This window comes from Agrobacterium sp. CCNWLW32, from assembly GCF_037083425.1.
Classification (GTDB): domain Bacteria; phylum Pseudomonadota; class Alphaproteobacteria; order Rhizobiales; family Rhizobiaceae; genus Agrobacterium; species Agrobacterium radiobacter.
Genome location: NZ_JBAOJM010000004.1, coordinates 13,896 through 33,021 on the forward strand (window position 1 = coordinate 13,896; position 19,126 = coordinate 33,021).

Sequence of the window (19,126 nt, forward strand, 5' to 3'; positions counted from 1 at the left end):
GACCGTCATGTTCAAGAAGAAAAACGCCGTTGCCGAAATCAAACCCCAGGGCCAGCTCGAATGGTATAGCGAAGTGCCGCGCTCGATCCGCCTGCATAGTTCGATCGGTCTTGCCGTGCTGCTCGCTTCCTTCGGTGGTTTCGGATTTTGGGCCGGCACGGCACCGCTCTCCTCTGCCATCATCGCCCAGGGTAGTTTCGTCGCCACCGGTAACAACAAGGTCGTCCAGCATCTCGAAGGCGGTATCATCAAGGAAATGATGATCAGCGAAGGTGAAACAGTCAAGGAAGGCGACGTTCTTCTGACGCTGGACAAGACGACGGCGCTTGCCAATGAACGCATGTTGCAGATGAGACGGCTTCGCCTCGAAACCATCGTCACGCGCCTGCGCGCCGAAGCGCAGGGGGAAAAGGGCTTCAAGGTGCCTGATATCGTCATGAAGGAAGCCGGCGATCCTGACATCAACGCCATCATCCAGAGCCAGAACATCGTGTTCCACAGCAAGCTCGTCAAGCTGGAGGAACAGCTCAACCTGATCGACAAGAACATCCGGTCGCTGGAGTTCCGCTATGCGGGTTATGACGGACAAAAACAGTCCTTCGACCGGCAACTGGCACTTTTGACGCAGGAGCGCGATTCCAAGGAGAGGCTCGCGAAGGATGGCGTCATCCGCAAGACCGACATGCTGGCGCTGGAGCGCGCCATTGCCGATGTGATGGGTGACATCGCCCGGCTGAGCGGCGAAATGAACCAGAGTGAGGCGGAGATCGCCAAGTTCAGGCAGGAAGCGATCATCGCCGTCAACGCCAACAAGCAGGCGGCGCTCGACGCGCTGGAAATTGCTGAATCCGATCTAGACAGCGTACGCGAACAGGTGCGCGGCGCAGCCGAAGTGCTGGAACGCACCATCATCCGCTCTCCCGTCAACGGCACCGTGGTGCGCGCCTATTATCACACGCCTGGGGGCGTCATCACGACAGGCAAGCCGATCATGGAAATCCTGCCCGCCCATGTTCCCCTCATCCTCGAGGCACAGGTGCTCAGGACCTCCATCGACCAGCTGCATGAGGGGCAGACCGCCGCGATCCGCCTCTCGGCACTCGACCGCCGCACCACGCCGGTTCTGAATGGGAAGGTTTTCTACGTTTCAGCCGATAGCATCGAGGAAAATGCCGGTCTGCAGGTCAAGGACGTCTATATCGTGCGCGTCCAGATACCTGACGAAGAGATCGCCAAGGTCCATAATTTCCATCCCGTGCCCGGCATGCCCGCCGACGTGCTGATCCAGACCTCGGAGCGTACCTTCTTCGAATATCTGACCAAACCGATCTCCGACAGCATGTCCCGCGCCTTCAAGGAAAGATGAAGAGATAACAGGGATTTACACTGTCAATCCTGCCCCTGTCGGCATATAATGCCCGTATAATTCTTTGGGGTGGGAGAAGCGGGCATGGCGGTGATGTCGGACGTATTGCTGCTGGTCGGCAGGCTGAATTACGTGTGGACCAACACCGAAAGCCTGATGATCTATCTGATCGTCCATCTCCTGAAAGTGGAGAAGGAAGCGGCCATCGTCGTATTCCTGACCCTCAACACCACGCGGGCGCGTATGGATCTCATCGAGCGCCTGGCGAAGCTTCCCTCCACCGATGCGAAGGATCGCAAGACCATCCTCTCCATCATGGCGCGGCTGAAGAAGGAAGCGAAGACGCGCAACAAATACAATCACTGCATCTATTCCTTCGACGAGAAGGGCGAAATCGCCAGCACACAGCTGATGCGGCTGGTGGAGGATGACAGCCAGGTGCGTTACGGCAAGGTCGAGCGCATGGACGAGAAGGAAATCGGCCAGCTGGAAAAATCAATCGCCGACATCGTGGAGGTCAGCAAGGACATGTGGAGTTTCATCCACGCCAGTCCGCATGTCTCGGCGGATTATCTCTAGGCTCTCGTCTGTAACCGCATGCCGATCGCCGGGTGAGGCTCGCTACCCTCTGCGGCCCTTGCCGGGAGGCACAGTTTCCCGGCTGCAAAATAAAGCAGGAATGAGCCTATCTGGTAGGGGAAGATGATGTCGATCTCCACGAAGGAACGCACGACAAACAGGGCGCAGATTGCAAACAGGATGACGCCCTGCGGGTCGCTCTTGCGCATCAGCACCGAGCGCAGATGCCCGAGCAAAGTTCCGTAAAGCACCATGCCAAGCAGGAGCATGCCAACGAACCCGTTTTCCACCACGGTTTCGATATAGGTATTATGGAAGTGGAAGCCGGTGCGGCCGGTAATGAAGAAATCGTTCCACAGGCGTTCGGCATCGGGAAAACCCGCGACCCAGAACCCCTGATAACCAACGCCGAGGATTGGCGTCTGTTTCGCCGCCTCGATGCCCTGCTGCCAGAGATAGGTTCGGCCGGTCAGCGTCGAATCCTTGCCGAAAATGCCGAGAATGGCGTCGAGCAGGCCGAATTGCAGGGAAGCGACCACCAGCAATGCGCCGAGTCCACCGAGCGCGAAAAACGTCATCTTTCTGTTCGCCGGCGAAAGCATGCCGATGGGAATGAAGCCGATGATGAGGGCGACCACCGCCGCCGTGGTAATGGTGGATGTGGCCGATTGCGACGCAAGGAGGCTATAGGCCGACAGGAGCCCGGTGACGCCGGCAATCGGCAGCCAGATGCCCCTTTGCTTGAGCACCAGCACCGACGCGGCGGCAAAGATGACGCCGAGCGAGGCATAAAAGCCGAGCTGGTTCTTGGAGGAGAAAGCGCCGACGAAACTATAGGTGCCGTCAAGCGCATCAAAGAGGTAGATGCCGAATAGCAGCGAATAGAGCAGAACGACGGCGATGCCGATAAGCGCGCCACGCGTCAGCGTCCGGATCGAGATCACCCGCATCGCGATCAGCGCGCAGACGATATGCGTCATATACTGGATGGAGGCGCGCATGGTCACCGACGCAGCTTCCGACCAGAAGCTGGACAGAACCGTCAAAATGCCGAAGGCGAAAATCCACAGATAACGCGGATAGTTGCCGAGCACGCGCCGGTAATCGACCACCACCAGCGGCAGCCACATGCCATAATAGGCCAGAACCGAGATTTGCCCGAAACGCGACGAATAGGCGAAAACGAAGAATGACAGCGCAACCGCCGTCATTCCGTAGATTTCATTGCGTTCGGGATCGATCAGCGCCGATTTGGCGATCCGCATGAAAACCTCACTGCATCAGGATTTCGGACGAGACCTTGATGACGTCGCCGGGCTGGAGAAGTGCGTTTTCATCCACCTTCACTTCCTTCGGCTTGCCGTTTTCCTCACGCACCACGACATAGCTGATCGTCGCGGACTTGCCCGACGGATCGAAACGGATCGCTTCGGCCGATTGCGCCAGTGCTTCCGACATCAATTCGCGGCTGGTGGTCAGCTGCAGATTGAGCTTGTCGAGTTCCGCTTCGGTGTCCTGCAATTCCTTGGAGCGCTGCGCCACCCAGTCGTTGCGCAGGTTGATTTCGTCCTGGGTTGCCTTGTTGATGTCCTGCTTGGCGCGCAGCGACTGCGTATCGATATCAAGCAGGGTGGATTCCACCTCCGCCGCGCGTTCTTCCGCGGAAATACGCCGCTGCGACAACGCAAGCCCCTGCTCGTTCAGCCGGTTGACGCGGTCGCGGTCCTCATTGGCAAGCTGCAGCTGGCGGTTCTGTGTCTCTGATTTCTTCTTCAGGGATTCAACTTCGCTCTGCAAAAGCGCATGCAGGTCGGTCAGCGCCTTGAGCTGCAGGGTGTAACGGTCGGTTCGCGATTTCATCAGCGCGCTCTCGCTGGCCAGCAGCACGTCGATCTCGCTGATCTTTTCCATTTCAGGCGTCTTGGCGATGGTCGTGTCACCCTTGACCTCGGCGATCAGCCGCGCCTGACGCGCGAGCAGCCTTGCCCGCTGGTTGTCGTAAACCGCGGCATCGCCACGGGCATTGATGAAGTCACGGGCAAAACGTTGCCCGGCGTCGGAGCGTCGCAGGCCGCCGGCAAGGCTGACGGCCTTCAGCACGGTAAGATTGGCGGCATAGGGATATTCACCCGGCGTCTGCACATCACCACTCAGAAAGATCGGCCGGAACTGGGCGATTTCGACGGAAGCCGAAGGCAGGTTGCGAAGGGCGAACTTGCTCTGAAGCTGCGCGCCGATCTGTTCGCTGACCTCCGAGGGCGTCTTGCCCGCGACATCCAGCTGCCCGATGAAAGGAAGAGACAACGCACCAGACGGGCCGACGGAATAATCGCCGTTGATGACGTCCCAGTTGCGGATGCTGCCATCGGCAGGCTGCCACTCGGCAACGCGGATGCGCAGCTTGTCGGCGGTACCGAGCTTATATTGAGCGCCATCCGCAGCCAGTGCGGAGAGCGGCGCGGCAAGGGCGACGGAAGCGGCAAGAACGAGGGCCACAAACGGGCGGTGGGCGGCAGCAATAAGGCCGTTCATCGGGAAACTCCCTGTTAGCGGATCGCCATGCAGGCGGTCCGGCCGTCGCGCAACCGGGCAAGGCCGGCTGCGCAGCGCCGCAAAAAGCGGCCGGTATGATTAGCACCAATGACGCACCCAAAGACCGGACTTGGGATCCCGGTCGGGGTGCGTGTCGAAACGAAGATCGATAAAGCCGAACTCAATATCGGTTTTCAGTAGCTTCCGCGTGAAAGGCACACGGCGGGAATGGTCTTGACGATGATGAAGACATCCTGCCGCATCGACCAGTTCTGGACATATTGCGTGTCGAAAGCGACGCGGGTCTTGTAGGAGACGTCGTTACGGCCGCTGATCTGCCACAGGCCGGTCAGGCCTGGACGGGTGCTGAGATAATAAGCGGCAGCACTTTCATAATAGCTCAGTTCCTCATCGACGACCGGGCGTGGGCCAACCACGCTCATTTCGCCGCGGATGATGTTGAGGAGCTGCGGCAGTTCGTCAAGCGAGAGCTTGCGCAGCACGGCGCCGACGGCCGTAACACGCGGATCGTTCTTGAGCTTGCGGGTTGCGCGCCATTCTTCGGCGGCTTCCGGATTGGCGGCAAGATATTGCCGCAGAATCTCATCGCCGTTCATCGCCATCGTCCTGAATTTCAGGCAATGGAAATAGCGGCCATTATGTCCCACACGCCGGTGGCCATAAAAGATCGGGCCGGGATCAGACAATTTCACCAGCGCGGCGATCAACAGGAATATCGGGCTGAAGATGAGCAGCGCAAGTGCAGCCGATGTCATATCGAAGCTGCGTTTTGCGATGCCCCCGATAGGGAAACTGACATCGAAATCTTCGGAGCTGCTGAGTGTCTGTTCAGCCGATTGGGTCGCGGACTTCATAGAGAGAACTCCATTTATGTTTTGCGATTGGTCGGTGCCCGGAGGCGCGTCTTTCCGTCTAAAAGAGATAACAAGTCTGTGTTCGGAATTTGATGCTAATGGATTTTTTGTAAGGCACATTGCCCATAACCGTCTATGCGATTTCTTGCGCGAGCGGCCGATTAACGTCCGGGCAATATTAACGGTTGCATAAAAAAGCAACAAATGGGCGGGCGGCCATGTGTTGAGAGCATGGGTGTCGCGCCGGCATGTATTGGGTTTTGTGCCGTCTACAGTCTTTTCTTATGTGTTTCTTATGACTTGCGCAGATGAGACAGGAACGCCAAGAACAGACATGCCCGTAAAAGACTATTAAAGTTTGTTGCAGCGCAGCAAGATTGTGGCAATGCATATAAAATTTGACATATTGGCTGGGATTTTTTTGCCCGACATTGCCACTGCGCCAATAAAAAACGATGGAAAAATCGCAAGAAGGGCGCAAAGACGGCAAAATAGTGGCGCGACAGTGCGTTCTGATCATGGCAGCTACGCAAAAATGCAAGAGCTGACAATCGAATTCTCTCCACCTCACCCTCTCAGCCGTTTCACGAGCGGCGCTAAGCGCCAAATCCGCTGGAATCAGAAGGTTGGCGGAGTGCAAGCGCTGATGACCTCGCACGGCACGGGACCCACACAACGGAATCGGTGCGGCCTGCGGCTTTCGAAATAATAGGCATCCCCCGGCCCGAGCACCCGCCTCTCATCATCGACCGTCACTTCCAGACGCCCGGAGAGAATGATGCCCCCCTCTTCCCCATCGTGAACCAGCGGCACCTTGCCGGTATCGGCGCCCGGCTGGTAACATTCCTTCAGGATTTGCAGGCTGCGGCCGAAAACATTTTCCCCTACCTGCCGGAAGGAGATCGGCCCCTTGCCGATTTCGACCAGTTCATCCGCCCGGTAAAAGGCCTTCCGGCTTGTCTCCGGCTCGAAAGCGAAAAACTCGGCAAGGCCGATCGGTATACCGTCAAGAATGCGCTTCAGCGCACCGACGGATGGGTTGGAGGTGTTGGATTCGATCAGCGAAATCGTCGAATTGGTGACACCGGCACGTCTTGCCAGTTCCCGCTGGGAAATATTATGGCGCAGCCGCAAATGCCGCAAACGTCCGCCTATATCCACCGACATGCCCGAGCCCCCGTTGCCCTTGTTCGAAATATCGAAAATCCATGTTGAGGCCTATAGCATTTTCAATGACTTGGCCACAGAGAGAAAAGGGCTTGTTCAGTCGCAAAAATAGCTTTCAATCACCGGCAACGAACAGGAGACCACCATGGACAATCCGAGCCGATCCAATTCCACCTCACTCGACAGCTACTGGATGCCGTTTACCGCCAACCGGCAGTTCAAGGCCAATCCCCGCCTGCTGACGAGCGCCGAAGGCATGTACTACACCAGCAATGACGGCCGCCAGGTTCTCGACGGCACGGCTGGTCTGTGGTGCGTCAATGCCGGCCACGGCCGCCACCAGATCGCCTCCGCCGTAAAGCACCAGCTTTCGACCATGGATTACGCACCCTCCTTCCAGATAGGACACCCGGTTGCCTTTGAATTTGCCGAGCGGCTGGCCGAAATCGCGCCCGGCCCGGAAGGAGCGAAGCTTGATCGCGTCTTCTACACGGGCTCCGGATCGGAATCGGTCGATACGGCGCTGAAGATCGCCATCGCCTATCAGCGTGCCATCGGACAGGGCACCCGCAGCCGGCTGATTGGCCGTGAACGCGGTTATCATGGCGTCGGTTTCGGCGGCATCTCCGTGGGCGGCCTTGTCAACAACCGCCGCGTTTTCCCGCAGATCCCCGCAGACCATCTGCGCCACACGCATGATCCGGCAAAGAACAGCTTCGTCAAGGGTCAGCCCGAGCATGGCGCAGAGCTTGCGGACGATCTGGAACGCCTGGTCGCCCTGCATGGCGCGGAAACCATCGCCGCCTGCATCGTCGAACCCGTGGCCGGCTCCACCGGCGTGCTGGTGCCGCCGAAAGGTTATCTGGAACGCCTGCGCACCATCTGCGACAAGCACGGCATTCTGCTGATTTTCGATGAGGTCATCACCGGTTTCGGCCGCATGGGCTCCACCTTCGCCAGTAACTATTTCGGCGTTACGCCAGATATCGTCACCACGGCCAAGGGCCTGACCAACGGGGCGATCCCCATGGGCGCGGTCTTCACCAGTCGCAAGGTGCATGATGCGCTGATGCATGGACCGGAAAACCAGATCGAGCTGTTCCATGGCTATACCTATTCCGGCCACCCGGTCGCCTGCGCCGCCGGCATCGCGACGCTCGACATCTACCGCGATGAGGGCCTCTTCACCCGCGCGGCGGAGTTGCAGAATGTCTGGCACGACGCCATCCACTCCCTGAAGGGCCTGCCCAACGTCATCGACATCCGCACCATCGGTTTCATCGCCGGTATCGAGCTGCAGTCACGCGAAGGTGCTGCCGGCGCACGCGCCTATGATGTCTTTACGGATTGCTTCGAGCGCGGCCTGCTTATTCGCGTCACCGGCGATATCATCGCCCTTTCACCGCCGCTGATCGCCGAAAAATCCCATTTCGACGATATTGTCTCAATCCTCGGCGATGCACTGAAACGCGCAAATTAAAGTATAAACTTCTAATAAAGCAAAGGCTGCAATAAAAATTGCAGCCTTTTTTTTGCTTTTATCAAGAGCAGAGCGAAATAGATCATTTATTAAGCATATTCTATTATTTTTTCACAGCATAACCAACAGCGCGGGAGCGTTCCATGGCGTCGATACAGCAGAAGACAATATTGGCAAGCGTCGCCATCTTTTTCATCGCCGGCAGCGCCACAGGTGTCGGCATGTGGGCAACGGAAACGCTCAACCGTAATAGCGAATATGTGGCGCTTTCGGCCCATGTACTTCGCAACCACATGCAAGCGGACATGATGCACGACGCGCTGCGTTCCGACGTGCTCGCCGCCATCCTTTCTTCCGATGAAGGGATGGGCCTGGAGCTGAATGCGGTAAAAGCCGATCTCGCGGAACATGAATCCACCTTCCGGCAAATGATCGAGGAAAACAGGTCTCTGTCAGCCGGTACGAACGTCAGGGCCGTCATCGACGGCGCCGAAAAACCGCTTCTTGCTTATATCGATGCCGCAAATGCGGTTGTCGGCCTTGCCGGCGCCCGTCAGGAAGAGGCTCTCAAACTGATGCCCGAATTCACGCGGCAATTTTCGGCGCTTGAAAAAGCGATGGAAACAGCCGGCGACCAGATCGAAGCCCTTTCCGACGCCGCCTCGGCCGAAAGCGAAAAGACCAAGGCGACCATCAACCTCGTTTTGAAGGGGCTGCTGGTTCTAGCCGTGCTTTTCTCCGCCGGACTTTTCCTCCTCACCCGCAAGTCAATCATCCTCCCCGTTCTGCAATTGTCGAAGAATATGGAAATCCTGGCGGCCGGCGATACGTCGCAACCGCCCTCCGGCACCGACCGCAGGGACGAGATCGGCTCCATGTCCGGCGCGGTCGAGATATTCCGGCAGGCAGCCATCGCCAACCGGGCGCTCGAAGAGCAGGCAGCTTCCGCCCGCCGGCAGGCGGAAGCCGACCAGGAGGAAACGCGGCGGCAGGCGGAGGAAGATGCTTCCGAGCGGCTGCGCATCGCCACCTCCGGCCTCGCGGCCGGCCTGAAGCGGCTCGCATCGGGTGATCTGGCCTTCCAGCTCGACGATGCCTTTGCCCCGCAATTTGAAGCCCTGCGCCACGATTTCAACAGCTCGGTGCGGCAACTGGCCGAAACGCTCTTCGCCATTTCCGATGGCATCGGCACCATCGACGGTAGCAGCCGCGAGATCGCCGCCGGCGCCGGCGATCTTTCCCGCCGCACGGAAAATCAGGCCGCCTCACTTGAACAGACTGCCGCGGCGCTCGATGAAATCACGGTCAACGTGTCGAACGCCAACAAGCGCGCCGCGGAAGCAAGGCTCGCCGCCACAGACGCAAACGAAAGCGCGCTGAAATCGGTCGAAGTGGTCGGCCATGCCGAAGAGGCGATGCGCCGCATCGAAACCTCGTCGCGGCAGATCACCGGCATCATCGGCGTCATAGACGAGATCGCCTTCCAGACCAATCTTCTGGCGCTGAATGCTGGCGTTGAAGCCGCCCGCGCCGGCGAGGCCGGCAAGGGCTTTGCCGTGGTGGCGCAGGAGGTGCGCGATCTCGCCCAGCGCGCGGCAAAGGCCGCAAGTGAAATCCGCGATCATATCCGCCAGTCATCCGTCGAGGTGGAAAGCGGTGTGAAGCTGGTTCTCGATACCGGCACGGCGCTGAAGGATATCGGCGAACGCATTGCCGGCATCGACCGCCATATGAATGCGATAGCCACATCGGCCGCCGAACAATCGACCGGCCTTGCGGAGATCAACGCGGCCGTAAACTCGATGGATCACGCCACCCAGCAGAATGCGGCCATGGTGGAACAATCCACCGCCGCTTCCGCAACACTTGCCGCCGAAACGGCAAAGCTGCGCGCGCTGGTATCGCGTTTCCGTCTTGAGATGGAAATTACTGGCAGCCGGGAAGAGACACGCCGAGTTGCGTGAGAGCAATGGTGAAACGCGAGAACATCGCCTCGCATCATACAGTCCTTGAGGCGGGCCACCTCACGGCGCGCCTGCGCCGTGAGGTGAACGTTTCTTGATCAATAAGCCTGTGTCGGCTGCGACAGGCCGTCGCCGATCACGCCATTGCCGTATTGCGCCACGGGCACACCTTCCTGGCCGATCGGCACGCCCTGCTGCGCAGGGCCGAGTGCCGTCACGACGATCGGCGTACCGTCAGGCACGCGGTTATAAAGATCGATGATATCCTGATTCAGCAGGCGCACGCAGCCTGATGAGACCGACTTGCCGATGGTCCACCATTCAGGCGAGCCGTGCAGGCGGTAGATCGTATCCTTGCCATCCTTGAAGATATAGAGCGCACGCGCGCCGAGCGGGTTCTTGAGGCCCGGCTCCATACCGCCGTTACGGCTGCTATAGGGTTCCAGTTCCGGCTGGCGGGCGACCATTTCATCGGGCGGCGTCCAGCGCGGCCATTGCCGCTTGTACTGAATGACGCCGCGGCCGGACCATTCGAAGCCTGCACGGCCGAGACCGACGCCATAGCGCATGGCCTGACCATTCTCATAGGTGAGATAGAGGAAATGATTGGCCGTATCGACCACGATGATGCCGGGGCGTTCACCGGTCGGGTTCGCCACCATCTGCCGCAGGAACTGGCGCGGAATCCGCTTATAGGGGATTTCCGGCAGCGGGAACTGCTCGTCAGGCCTCGGACCGTACATGGCGGCATACATCGGGTCTTCGGCAGGTGCCGCGGGCCGGGCGGCCTCACGCGCCGTTGTGTTGCAGCCCGCAAGGCCGGCAAGCGCCAGTCCACCTGCTCCAAGCAGGAAACCCCGCCGGGTCGTTGTCGTCTCGTTCAATTGAAAAACCTCATTTACGTCATCTCACGCTGGCAAAGGGATCTGCCAGCGCCGCCTCTGGGCGGCTGATAGGGTACTTCGTGCCGGAAACCTGCGATGCCATGGCCTTGGCGCCGCTGGATTTCAGAATGGCCCGGAAGCTTGGATGCATGCCGCCGTCCACATACGCGCTGAGGGAGGCAGAAGTTCCCTCGCTCATCGCGGCGGCAAGTTTTTGTTGCTCTTCACCGAGTTTTGACGCCACCAGCGGATCCTGCTGGTTGACGGCCGGCGGGCACGCCGCCAGCGGATCGGCAGGCTCGCCGCCAGCAAATTCACTGTTGAAGACATAACGGCGGCCGCAGACGGAAACCTTGGGCTGCCGGCGCGTCACCTCGAAATAGTCGTAACCTTCCTTCAGCGTCTTCCAGAACGGCATGTTAGGATCATCCCGATGCGCCACCATGTTCCGGGCGCTCATGCGGAAGGGATAGGCCTGCACCTGAAAGCGGTCCTGTCCGCCCTGCAATGCACGCGCGACGATAGCGTAAATCTCACCCACCTGAGCGTCGGTCATGGCGTAGCAGCCGGAAGAGGAGCAGGCGCCGTGCACCATCAGCGCCTCGCCGGTGTAACCGAGCGCCGATTCCAGCCGGTTGGGATAACCGAGATTGAAGGAAACGTAATATTGTGAGTTCGGGTTCAGCATGCCGGCCGAGACATGATAAAAACCTTCCGGCGCCTGCCGGTCACCAGTCTTCATCTTGGGGCCGAGCTTTCCCGACCAGCGGCACATGGGATAGGACTTGAGGAGCGCGTAATTTCCTGTCTTGTCGACCTTCCAGACCTCGAGTTCGCTCTCCTGCTTGAAAATACGAACGAGGACCGGGCTTTCCGGGCGCATGCTCTTGGCCGACATCTGCGCCATCATCTTGGACGACAGTTTCGGCGGGTCTTTCTTGACACTGTCGAGGCCCATGGAGGTGCACGCCGCAAGGCCGCCGCCGATCGCGACGACCGCAGCCATTCTTGCCCCTGCCTTTACCTTATGCCGCAACCCCGCAACCGCGAAATCCAGCAATGCCTGCATGCCCATGGATTGTTCTGCCCGCCTGATTTGCCCGCCTTTCCGGCAGACGCTTAACTATCGAAGGTGGCCACAACACGGCAACCTCGCCCATGTACAAAGTCTCGTGAACAGACGTTACCCATTCGTTAATCATAGGGACACAAGCCCGTGATGCCGTTGGCGCTGAGCTTGGATGCCGTAATTATCGGAGCAGCCCCTGGCCGCCATCGATCCATACCGGCGTGCCGGTAATGTGACGGGATGCATCCGACGCCAGGAAACCGATCAGCGCGGCGACGTCGTCGCTCGTTCCGGCCACGCCGCCGGTCACAGGAATGTCCCCGGCGGGAAAACGGACAGGAACCTCCGTTTTTTCCCGCCCGCGTATATCGGTATTTTCATCGATTGCCGTTTCGATTTCGCCCGGACACACCGCATTGACGCGGATACGGTGACGCCCCAGTTCCAGCGCCAGTTGCTGCGCCATGGCAAGTTGTCCGGCTTTCGTCACGGAATAGGCGGTAGCGCCGGGCGACGTGAAGGTGCGCGTACCATTGATCGACGAGATGATGACGATGGATCCGCCGCCGGCCGCCTTCAGATGCGGCACGCTTACATGAACGGTGAGATAGGTGCCGCGCAGGTTGATGCGGATCGTATCGTCCCATTCGGACGGTTTCAATTCATCGATGGGTGCCCAGACGCCGTTGACGCCAGCATTCGCCACCACGACATCAAGCCGCCCGAAAGCCCCAACCAGTGCTGCGACCGCATGACGCATAGCCTCCTCATTCGCCACATCGGCCACAAGGACCTTCGACGAACCGGATGCGGCGCCTATTTCCCGCGCGACATCGTTCAATTCTGATTCGGTGCGGCCAAGCAGGCCGAGCGAGAACCCCTCCGCAGACAGATGAAGGGCGGCAGCGCGGCCGATGCCGGAGCCGGCACCGGTGACGAGAGCGACTTTGCCGTCAGCCAATGTTACAGGCCTCCCTTTCTGGAGGCTATGGAGGTGCCGATCGCCGAGACGGGATCGCTGGCTGGAAAGCTTTCCTCCAGCCCCTCTTCCAACTCCTCCTCCAGAACGTCGCGATCCTTCGATGTGCGGGCGCTCGCCTGACCGTGCGGAGCTTCATCCTGCGCCGTGCCGAGAGCGGAAAATTGCGAAGGCGCATCCGCGCCATGGCGTGTTCCGAAGGCGGTGAGCTGCACCATCACCGCACTTGCCCGCTTGATGGCCTCCGCATCGTCGATCCCTTCAAGACCATCGGCAAGGCGAACAGAGACCTGGTCACCGTCGCTGCCGACGAACTCGACGGAGATAACCCCGTTATTGCGTTTTACATAGGTCGTCGAAAGTTGCATGACATGCCCTCCGGCTTGGAAAGCACCGGCAAAACCGGTGCGGGGAAACGAATAAGCTGACTTCAGAACGACACAGAGCGGAAGGGGTTCCGGATGGATGAGGCCTTTGGCCCGGAAATGCAGGAGAGTTTCTTCCTGCGCGATGCGGTGGGTGTGGCCCGCGCCCTCATCGGCGCGGAGTTCCGCATCGGCAATACCGGCGGCATCATCGTGGAAACCGAAGCCTATCATCCGGACGACCCGGCATCCCACAGTTTCAACGGGCAGACCCCGCGCAACAGGGCGATGTTCGGCCCGGCCGGCCGTCTTTATGTCTACCGGTCCTACGGCATTCACTGGTGCGCCAACTTTGTCTGCGCTCCGGGCTCCGCCGTGCTTCTGCGCGCCATCGAACCGATCACCGGTATAGACATGATGAAACTGCGCCGGGGAACCGACAAGCCGAAACTTCTATGTTCAGGCCCGGGCCGACTTTGCCAGGCGCTCGCGATTACGGGAGAGATGGATGGCGCGCCGTTGAACGCACCGCCGTTTTTCCTGCGGTTGCCGAAAGAAGCCGCCGCCATCACCAGCGGCAGGCGAATCGGCATCAGCCGCGCCACAGAATACCCGTGGCGCTTCGGACTTAAGGACTCGACTTTCGTTAGCAAGAAATTCGAAAATGGAGACCCGTGAAAGACGAGAGCACCCTCGGCGGCCCGTCATTTTCGTCGGGGTTGGGTACCGGCACCTCGTCCGGCAACCTATCGGGTTCCGGCTCTTCCACCGGCGGTATGTCCGGCTGCGGCGGCACGGGCATCGGCGGTTCGGGATACGGTTCGACGGGAACGGCTGGCATCGCGGCCTCCTGATAAACACGCTTTGCCGCAATGGACACAAGCTGCGTTTTTATCTCTCGGGACAACGCCTTCGCGCCGTCGCCAATCGGGCGGCGCGACACCCAATTCGCCCATCGGTCAAATGCCGGTCAGGTCCCTTCGGTCCGGTTGCGCCGCCCAGCGGGTCGTACAGGGAAACGCGGGCACGGCCTGTCCGTTCCGTTTTTTAAGGAAGTTTTTGCGACGCTCAGGCGAAACCGAGCGCGCTGCGGGAAATATCGCGGTTTTCGCAATAATCGCGGGAATGAGCCTCGTGACCATGCTCGCGCGCGGTCGAACGGGAAAGTTCCGGGCTCGGAACGTTGAGCAGCGCATCGGCATAGGTGCCGGTTGCCTCGACGTCATCGATCACAGTCTGCTGTTGCGGTTTTAAAAATTCAAACATCCGTCCACCTCCTTCGACACGTCCCCTCAACGCGCCGGCCCGGGTCCTGTTCCATAACACCCGTAACTGTTCGGATTATACATGAGACGGCGCGGACGTATAGATGACGAAAGACGAACGTTATCAACTGACGTTCACAAAACGGAGTGGAATCAGTGAGCTATGACGAGAAGCTCAGGCAGGGCCGACCGATTCCCGCAGGATCAGTTCGACCGGCCACAATTCCTGAACCTCGCGCACGGGACGACCGCCGATGATCTGCAACAACAGATCCGTCACCCGAATGCCCGCCATGCGCATGGGCGAGCGGGTGGTGGAAAGCGGCGGCATCATGCTTTCCGGCGTCAGATAGGGAAACACGTCGTCATGGGCGATGACGGAAACGTCCTTGCCGATCACCAGCCCCATCTGCGTGGCGGCGCGATAGACACCCTGCGCCGTCATCATCGCGCCCGCGACGAAGGCCGTCGGGCGCGGCGTCTGTTCCAGCAGCGAGCGGGCAAAGCGGAAGGCGGTATCTTCGCTGAAATGCGCGTTCATCATGAAACGCGGATCGGGCGTGATGCCATGGGTGGCCAGCGCATCCCTGAACCCCTGCTCGCGGTCCTGAACGAAGGTGCGGCCGACGGGACCGTTGATTAGGGCGATGCGGCGATGGCCGCGCTCCAGAAAATGGATCGTTGGTCGATAGGTTACATCGTGGTTGTCGATATCAAGCCAGGCATGTTCGAACGGCGTCTTGGAGCGGCCATGCACGATGAAGGGCACGCCCAGCCGGTGAAGCAGCGCGATGCGCTCATCCTCGGGGCGCGGCGAATGCACGATGATGCCATCCACCCGGCCGCTCGCCGCCAGCCGGCTGAAAATCGCCAGCTCCTCATCGAGATTATTGTCGACGGTGACGCTGACGAGAATGTCGGTTTCTTCCTGTTCCAGACGGGTCGCCATGCCGCCCATGAACTCCGAAAAGAAATGCCCGCCGCCCGAACGGCCCATGACGACGCCGATGGCGCCCGCCCTGCCCGTTGCCAGCCTGACGGCGTTGGCATTCGGCCGGTAGCCGTATTTCAGCGCAGCCTCCATCACCCGTTGCCGCGTTTCCTCGCGCACCTCGGGATAGCCGCCAAGCGCACGGCTGACGGTGGTGGGCGATAGCCCAACCTTTTCTGCGAATTCCTTGAGTTTCATGTTTTTCGCCAATTTGCCTCTGCATGCGTTGCCGCCGCAGATTTTTCAAGCGGACAATAATTGAAAACGATTTCAATTTTTATCCATCTGAAACCTTACAGTCGGTCATTTCGAAAAGCAAACACCGCAAAACCATCGTCGGAAATGCCGGGTTTTCACACAATTAGAAAGAGTATTGACAGATTGATCCGCTTTTGAGAGCCTCACGCCAGTCAAAAGCGCTTTCAATTTTGAGGACAATCGGAAGCGTCAACGGAGGAGTTTGACAATGAATATTTCCATGAAGACTTTGTTCCTGTGCGGCAGCGTACTTTCCGCAGCAGTTTCGGCGCAGGCGGCCGAACTTTCCATCGCCGCCAATTCCACCGGCAAGAACATCGCATTTTTCAAGGAGCGGATCGCCGCCTTCGAGAAAGAGACCGGCCACAAGGTCAATCTCGTCACCATGCCTTCTTCATCAAGCGAACAATTCAGCCAGTACCGGCTGTGGCTCGCCGCCGGCAACAAGGATGTCGACGTCTATCAGACCGACGTGATCTGGGCGCCGCAGCTCTCCGACCAGTTCGTGGATTTGACCGAAGCGACCAAGGACGTCATCGGCGATCATTTCCCCTCCATCGTTGCGTCGCAGACCGTGGACGGCAAGCTTGTCGCCATGCCGATGTTCACCGACGCACCCGCTCTGTTCTACCGCAAGGACCTTCTGGAAAAATACGGCAAGCAGCCGCCGAAAACCTGGAAGGAACTGGGCGAGACCGCCAAGGAAATTCAGGACAAGGAACGCGAAGGCGGGCAGAAGGACCTCTGGGGCTTCGTTTTCCAGGGCAGCGCCTATGAAGGCCTAACCTGCAACGCGCTCGAATGGATCGCATCCGCCGGGGGCGGCCATATCGTCGAGACCAACGGCGACATCTCCATCAATAACGAGAAAGCCGCAGCCGCGATCGAAGCCGCCAAGGGCTGGGTCGGCACAATCGCGCCGCAGGGCGTGCTCGCTTACAAGGAAGAGGAAGCGCGTGGCGTGTGGCAGACTGGTAATTCCGTCTTCATGCGCAACTGGCCCTATGCCTATGCACTTGGAAATGGCGCCGACAGCGCCATCAAGGGCAAGTTCGGCGTCACCCCGCTGCCGGCAGGCGCAGAAGGCGAAGCGCCTGCCTCGACACTCGGCGGCTGGAACCTCGCCGTTTCGAAATATTCAGATGACAAGGACGCGGCCATCCAGCTCGTGAAATTCCTGGCATCGAAAGACACCCAGAAGATGCGCGCGATCCAGCTCTCCAACATGCCGACGATCGCCTCGCTTTATGACGACAATGATGTCGCGGCCGCACAGCCGTTCATGCCGACATGGAAGCCGATCTTCCAGACCGCCGTTCCCCGTCCTTCCGCCTCGGCCAAAGTGAAATATAACGAGGTTTCGGCCAAGTTCTGGGGCGCGGTTCACAACACGCTCTCCGGCAACGGCACGGCGGCTGAAAATCTCGAACTGCTCGAGGTGGAACTGACCGATCTCAAAGGCAACGGCTGGTAACCCGGCCCGCGCGGGAGGCGGCCTCGCCTGGCCGTTTCCCGCGCCCCAACCGCGAGATGTCCCCATGAATGACACCACCCTTCAAAGACCGGTCGCGGCATCCGGCACCGGTTCCGATCTTCAATCGGAACGGCTGAAATCCGCCTGGCTGTTTCTTGCCCCCACATTTCTGGTGCTGGCGCTGGTGGCCGGCTGGCCGCTGGTGCGCACCGTCTGGTTCAGCCTCACCGACGCGTCGCTGACCAATCTCGAGGGTGCGCAGTTCGTCGGCCTCAAGAACTACCTCACCTGGATCACACTCGGCAGCGGCCGCACTATCTATCGTGGCCTGCTGGCCGATCCCGCTTGGTGGGGTGCGGTTCTCAACACGCTGAAATTCACCATCCTCTCGGTCAGCTTCGAAACCGTGCTCGGCCTCATCGTCGCGCTGGTGCTGAATGCCGAATTCAAGGGACGCGGCCTCGTGCGCGCCGCCATCCTCGTGCCATGGGCCATTCCCACCATCGTCTCGGCGCAGATGTGGGCGTGGATGTTGAACGACCAGTTCGGCATATTGAACGACCTCTTCCTCAGTCTCGGCCTGATCTCCCAAAAGATCGCCTGGACGGCCAATCCGGACACCGCGATGGTCGCCGTGCTGATCGTCGATATCTGGAAGACGACGCCGTTCATGGCGCTGCTCATTCTCGCCGGCCTGCAAATGGTGCCGAAGGACATGTATGAGGCGGCGAAGGTGGATGGTATCCACCCCGTCAAGGTGTTCTTCCGCGTCACCCTGCCCATGATCCGGCCAGCGCTCATGGTCGCCGTCATCTTTCGCATGCTGGATGCGATGCGCGTCTTTGACCTCATCTACATTCTGACGCCGAATAACGCCCAGACCCGCACGATGTCGGTGCTGGCGCGTGAGAACCTGTTCGATTTCGACAAGTTCGCCTATGGCGCAGCCGCTTCCACCATGCTGTTCCTCATCATCGCCTCGATCACCGTAATTTATATGTGGCTCGGGCGCGTCAACACCGATGGAGCTGCGCGATGACCCTCACCGATATCGTCAAGACCACCGCCTTTTATGCGCTGGTCGCCGTCATCATGGTGATTTCGGTATTCCCGTTCTATTACGCGATACTGACCAGCCTGAAATCCGGCTCAGCGCTGTTCCAGGTGAATTACTGGCCGCGCGAATTCTCGCTGACCAATTACAGCTTCGTCATCGGCAACGGCACGTTCCTGCGCAATCTCGGCAATTCGCTGTTCGTTGCATCTTCAGTCGTTGTACTGTCGCTGTTCCTTGCGGTAACGGCGTCATATGCCTTGGCTCGCGTGCGCTTCCGTGGCCGCTCGCTGCTGTTGCTCACCATCCTCTCGGTTTCGATGTTCCCGCAGATCGCCGTTCTCGCCGGCCTGTTCGAACTTATCCGCTGGGCGGGAATCTTTAACACACCGCTCGCGCTGATCTTTTCCTACATGATCTTCACCCTGCCCTTCACGGTTTGGGTGCTGACAACCTTCATGCGTGACCTGCCGATTGAAATCGAGGAAGCGGCGATCGTCGACGGTGCGACACCGTGGGTCATCATCACCCAGGTCTTCATGCCACTGATGTGGCCGGCGCTCGTCACGACAGGGCTTCTCGCCTTCATCGCGGCATGGAACGAGTTCCTTTTCGCGCTCACCTTCACCTCATCGAACGAACAACGCACGGTGCCGGTCGCCATCGCGCTTCTGTCGGGCGGCTCGCAATTCGAAATCCCCTGGGGAACGATCATGGCTGCGTCCGTCATCGTCACCGCCCCGCTCGTCGTCCTCGTTCTGATCTTCCAGCGACGCATCATCTCCGGCCTCACCGCCGGCGGCGTCAAAGGCTAGGAGAAATCT

At 59.4% G+C, this 19,126-nt stretch carries 19 protein-coding genes; 9 read left to right on the forward strand and 10 right to left on the reverse strand.

Annotated elements, in window-relative coordinates:
• Positions 1–7: 7 nt before the first annotated feature.
• Positions 8–1,366 (forward strand): HlyD family type I secretion periplasmic adaptor subunit, encoded by a 1,359-nt coding sequence (locus V6R85_RS10525; protein WP_003506347.1) that lies wholly within the window; start codon positions 8–10, stop codon positions 1,364–1,366.
• An 84-nt stretch (positions 1,367–1,450) separates the two neighbouring features.
• Positions 1,451–1,945: a hypothetical protein gene (locus V6R85_RS10530; RefSeq protein ID WP_003506345.1), complete on the forward strand. Its 495-nt coding sequence runs from the start codon at positions 1,451–1,453 to the stop codon at positions 1,943–1,945.
• Here V6R85_RS10530 and V6R85_RS10535 read toward each other — a convergent pair.
• The 4 genes from V6R85_RS10535 to V6R85_RS10550 form a co-directional block, all read right to left on the reverse strand.
• Entirely contained in the window at positions 1,942–3,210 is a 1,269-nt protein-coding gene (locus tag V6R85_RS10535) for an O-antigen ligase family protein (RefSeq protein ID WP_099087171.1), read from the reverse strand. The genes V6R85_RS10530 and V6R85_RS10535 overlap by 4 nt on opposite strands.
• Positions 3,211–3,217: 7 nt before the next feature.
• Positions 3,218–4,477 (reverse strand): polysaccharide biosynthesis/export family protein, encoded by a 1,260-nt coding sequence (locus tag V6R85_RS10540; RefSeq protein WP_087745626.1) that lies wholly within the window; start codon positions 4,475–4,477, stop codon positions 3,218–3,220.
• Between the two features lie 194 nt (positions 4,478–4,671).
• Positions 4,672–5,352 (reverse strand): sugar transferase, encoded by a 681-nt coding sequence (locus V6R85_RS10545; RefSeq protein WP_003506336.1) that lies wholly within the window; start codon positions 5,350–5,352, stop codon positions 4,672–4,674.
• Positions 5,353–5,970: 618 nt separating this feature from the next.
• Positions 5,971–6,519 (reverse strand): cupin domain-containing protein, encoded by a 549-nt coding sequence (locus V6R85_RS10550; protein WP_003506334.1) that lies wholly within the window; start codon positions 6,517–6,519, stop codon positions 5,971–5,973.
• Between the two features lie 145 nt (positions 6,520–6,664).
• Here V6R85_RS10550 and V6R85_RS10555 point away from each other — a divergent pair, with 145 nt between their 5' ends.
• On the forward strand, positions 6,665–7,999 hold the full coding sequence (locus V6R85_RS10555) for an aspartate aminotransferase family protein (protein ID WP_112958609.1): 1,335 nt from the start codon (positions 6,665–6,667) through the stop codon (positions 7,997–7,999).
• 143 nt (positions 8,000–8,142) lie between these two features.
• Positions 8,143–9,963 carry a methyl-accepting chemotaxis protein gene (locus V6R85_RS10560; RefSeq protein ID WP_111792900.1) on the forward strand — a complete coding sequence of 607 codons (1,821 nt, stop codon included), beginning with the start codon at positions 8,143–8,145 and terminating at the stop codon, positions 9,961–9,963.
• Between the two features lie 98 nt (positions 9,964–10,061).
• On the opposite strand, the gene V6R85_RS10565 is transcribed toward V6R85_RS10560, so the two are convergent.
• From V6R85_RS10565 to V6R85_RS10580, 4 genes are all read right to left on the reverse strand, one after another.
• Positions 10,062–10,847 carry a L,D-transpeptidase gene (locus tag V6R85_RS10565; protein ID WP_003506330.1) on the reverse strand — a complete coding sequence of 262 codons (786 nt, stop codon included), beginning with the start codon at positions 10,845–10,847 and terminating at the stop codon, positions 10,062–10,064.
• A gap of 19 nt (positions 10,848–10,866) precedes the next feature.
• A complete protein-coding gene (locus V6R85_RS10570; protein WP_003506328.1) occupies positions 10,867–11,922 on the reverse strand; it encodes a L,D-transpeptidase family protein in 1,056 nt (351 codons plus the stop codon).
• Positions 11,923–12,097: 175 nt separating this feature from the next.
• Entirely contained in the window at positions 12,098–12,877 is a 780-nt protein-coding gene (locus tag V6R85_RS10575) for an SDR family oxidoreductase (protein ID WP_099087176.1), read from the reverse strand.
• A gap of 2 nt (positions 12,878–12,879) precedes the next feature.
• Entirely contained in the window at positions 12,880–13,263 is a 384-nt protein-coding gene (locus V6R85_RS10580; protein WP_031234233.1) for a hypothetical protein, read from the reverse strand.
• A 93-nt stretch (positions 13,264–13,356) separates the two neighbouring features.
• Between V6R85_RS10580 and V6R85_RS10585 the strand changes: the two genes are divergently transcribed.
• Together V6R85_RS10585 and V6R85_RS10590 are read left to right on the forward strand one after the other, a co-directional pair.
• Positions 13,357–13,938 (forward strand): DNA-3-methyladenine glycosylase, encoded by a 582-nt coding sequence (locus tag V6R85_RS10585; protein ID WP_112958608.1) that lies wholly within the window; start codon positions 13,357–13,359, stop codon positions 13,936–13,938.
• Positions 13,935–14,114 carry a hypothetical protein gene (locus V6R85_RS10590; protein WP_174054540.1) on the forward strand — a complete coding sequence of 60 codons (180 nt, stop codon included), beginning with the start codon at positions 13,935–13,937 and terminating at the stop codon, positions 14,112–14,114. The genes V6R85_RS10585 and V6R85_RS10590 overlap by 4 nt, the downstream gene beginning before the upstream one ends.
• 214 nt (positions 14,115–14,328) lie before the next feature.
• Here V6R85_RS10590 and V6R85_RS10595 read toward each other — a convergent pair whose 3' ends face one another.
• Complete coding sequence (locus tag V6R85_RS10595; protein ID WP_003506320.1) at positions 14,329–14,526, reverse strand: hypothetical protein; 198 nt, start codon at positions 14,524–14,526, stop codon at positions 14,329–14,331.
• A 174-nt stretch (positions 14,527–14,700) separates the two neighbouring features.
• On the reverse strand, positions 14,701–15,714 hold the full coding sequence (locus V6R85_RS10600; protein ID WP_003506318.1) for a substrate-binding domain-containing protein: 1,014 nt from the start codon (positions 15,712–15,714) through the stop codon (positions 14,701–14,703).
• Positions 15,715–15,982: 268 nt separating this feature from the next.
• Here V6R85_RS10600 and V6R85_RS10605 point away from each other — a divergent pair, with 268 nt between their 5' ends.
• The 3 genes from V6R85_RS10605 (at position 15,983) to V6R85_RS10615 (ending at position 19,117) form a co-directional block, all read left to right on the forward strand.
• Positions 15,983–17,248 carry an ABC transporter substrate-binding protein gene (locus tag V6R85_RS10605; protein ID WP_099087177.1) on the forward strand — a complete coding sequence of 422 codons (1,266 nt, stop codon included), beginning with the start codon at positions 15,983–15,985 and terminating at the stop codon, positions 17,246–17,248.
• Positions 17,249–17,312: 64 nt separating this feature from the next.
• Positions 17,313–18,287 (forward strand): ABC transporter permease subunit, encoded by a 975-nt coding sequence (locus V6R85_RS10610; protein WP_112958607.1) that lies wholly within the window; start codon positions 17,313–17,315, stop codon positions 18,285–18,287.
• Entirely contained in the window at positions 18,284–19,117 is an 834-nt protein-coding gene (locus V6R85_RS10615) for a carbohydrate ABC transporter permease (protein WP_112958606.1), read from the forward strand. The genes V6R85_RS10610 and V6R85_RS10615 overlap by 4 nt, the downstream gene beginning before the upstream one ends.
• The last annotated feature ends 9 nt before the right edge of the window (positions 19,118–19,126 follow it).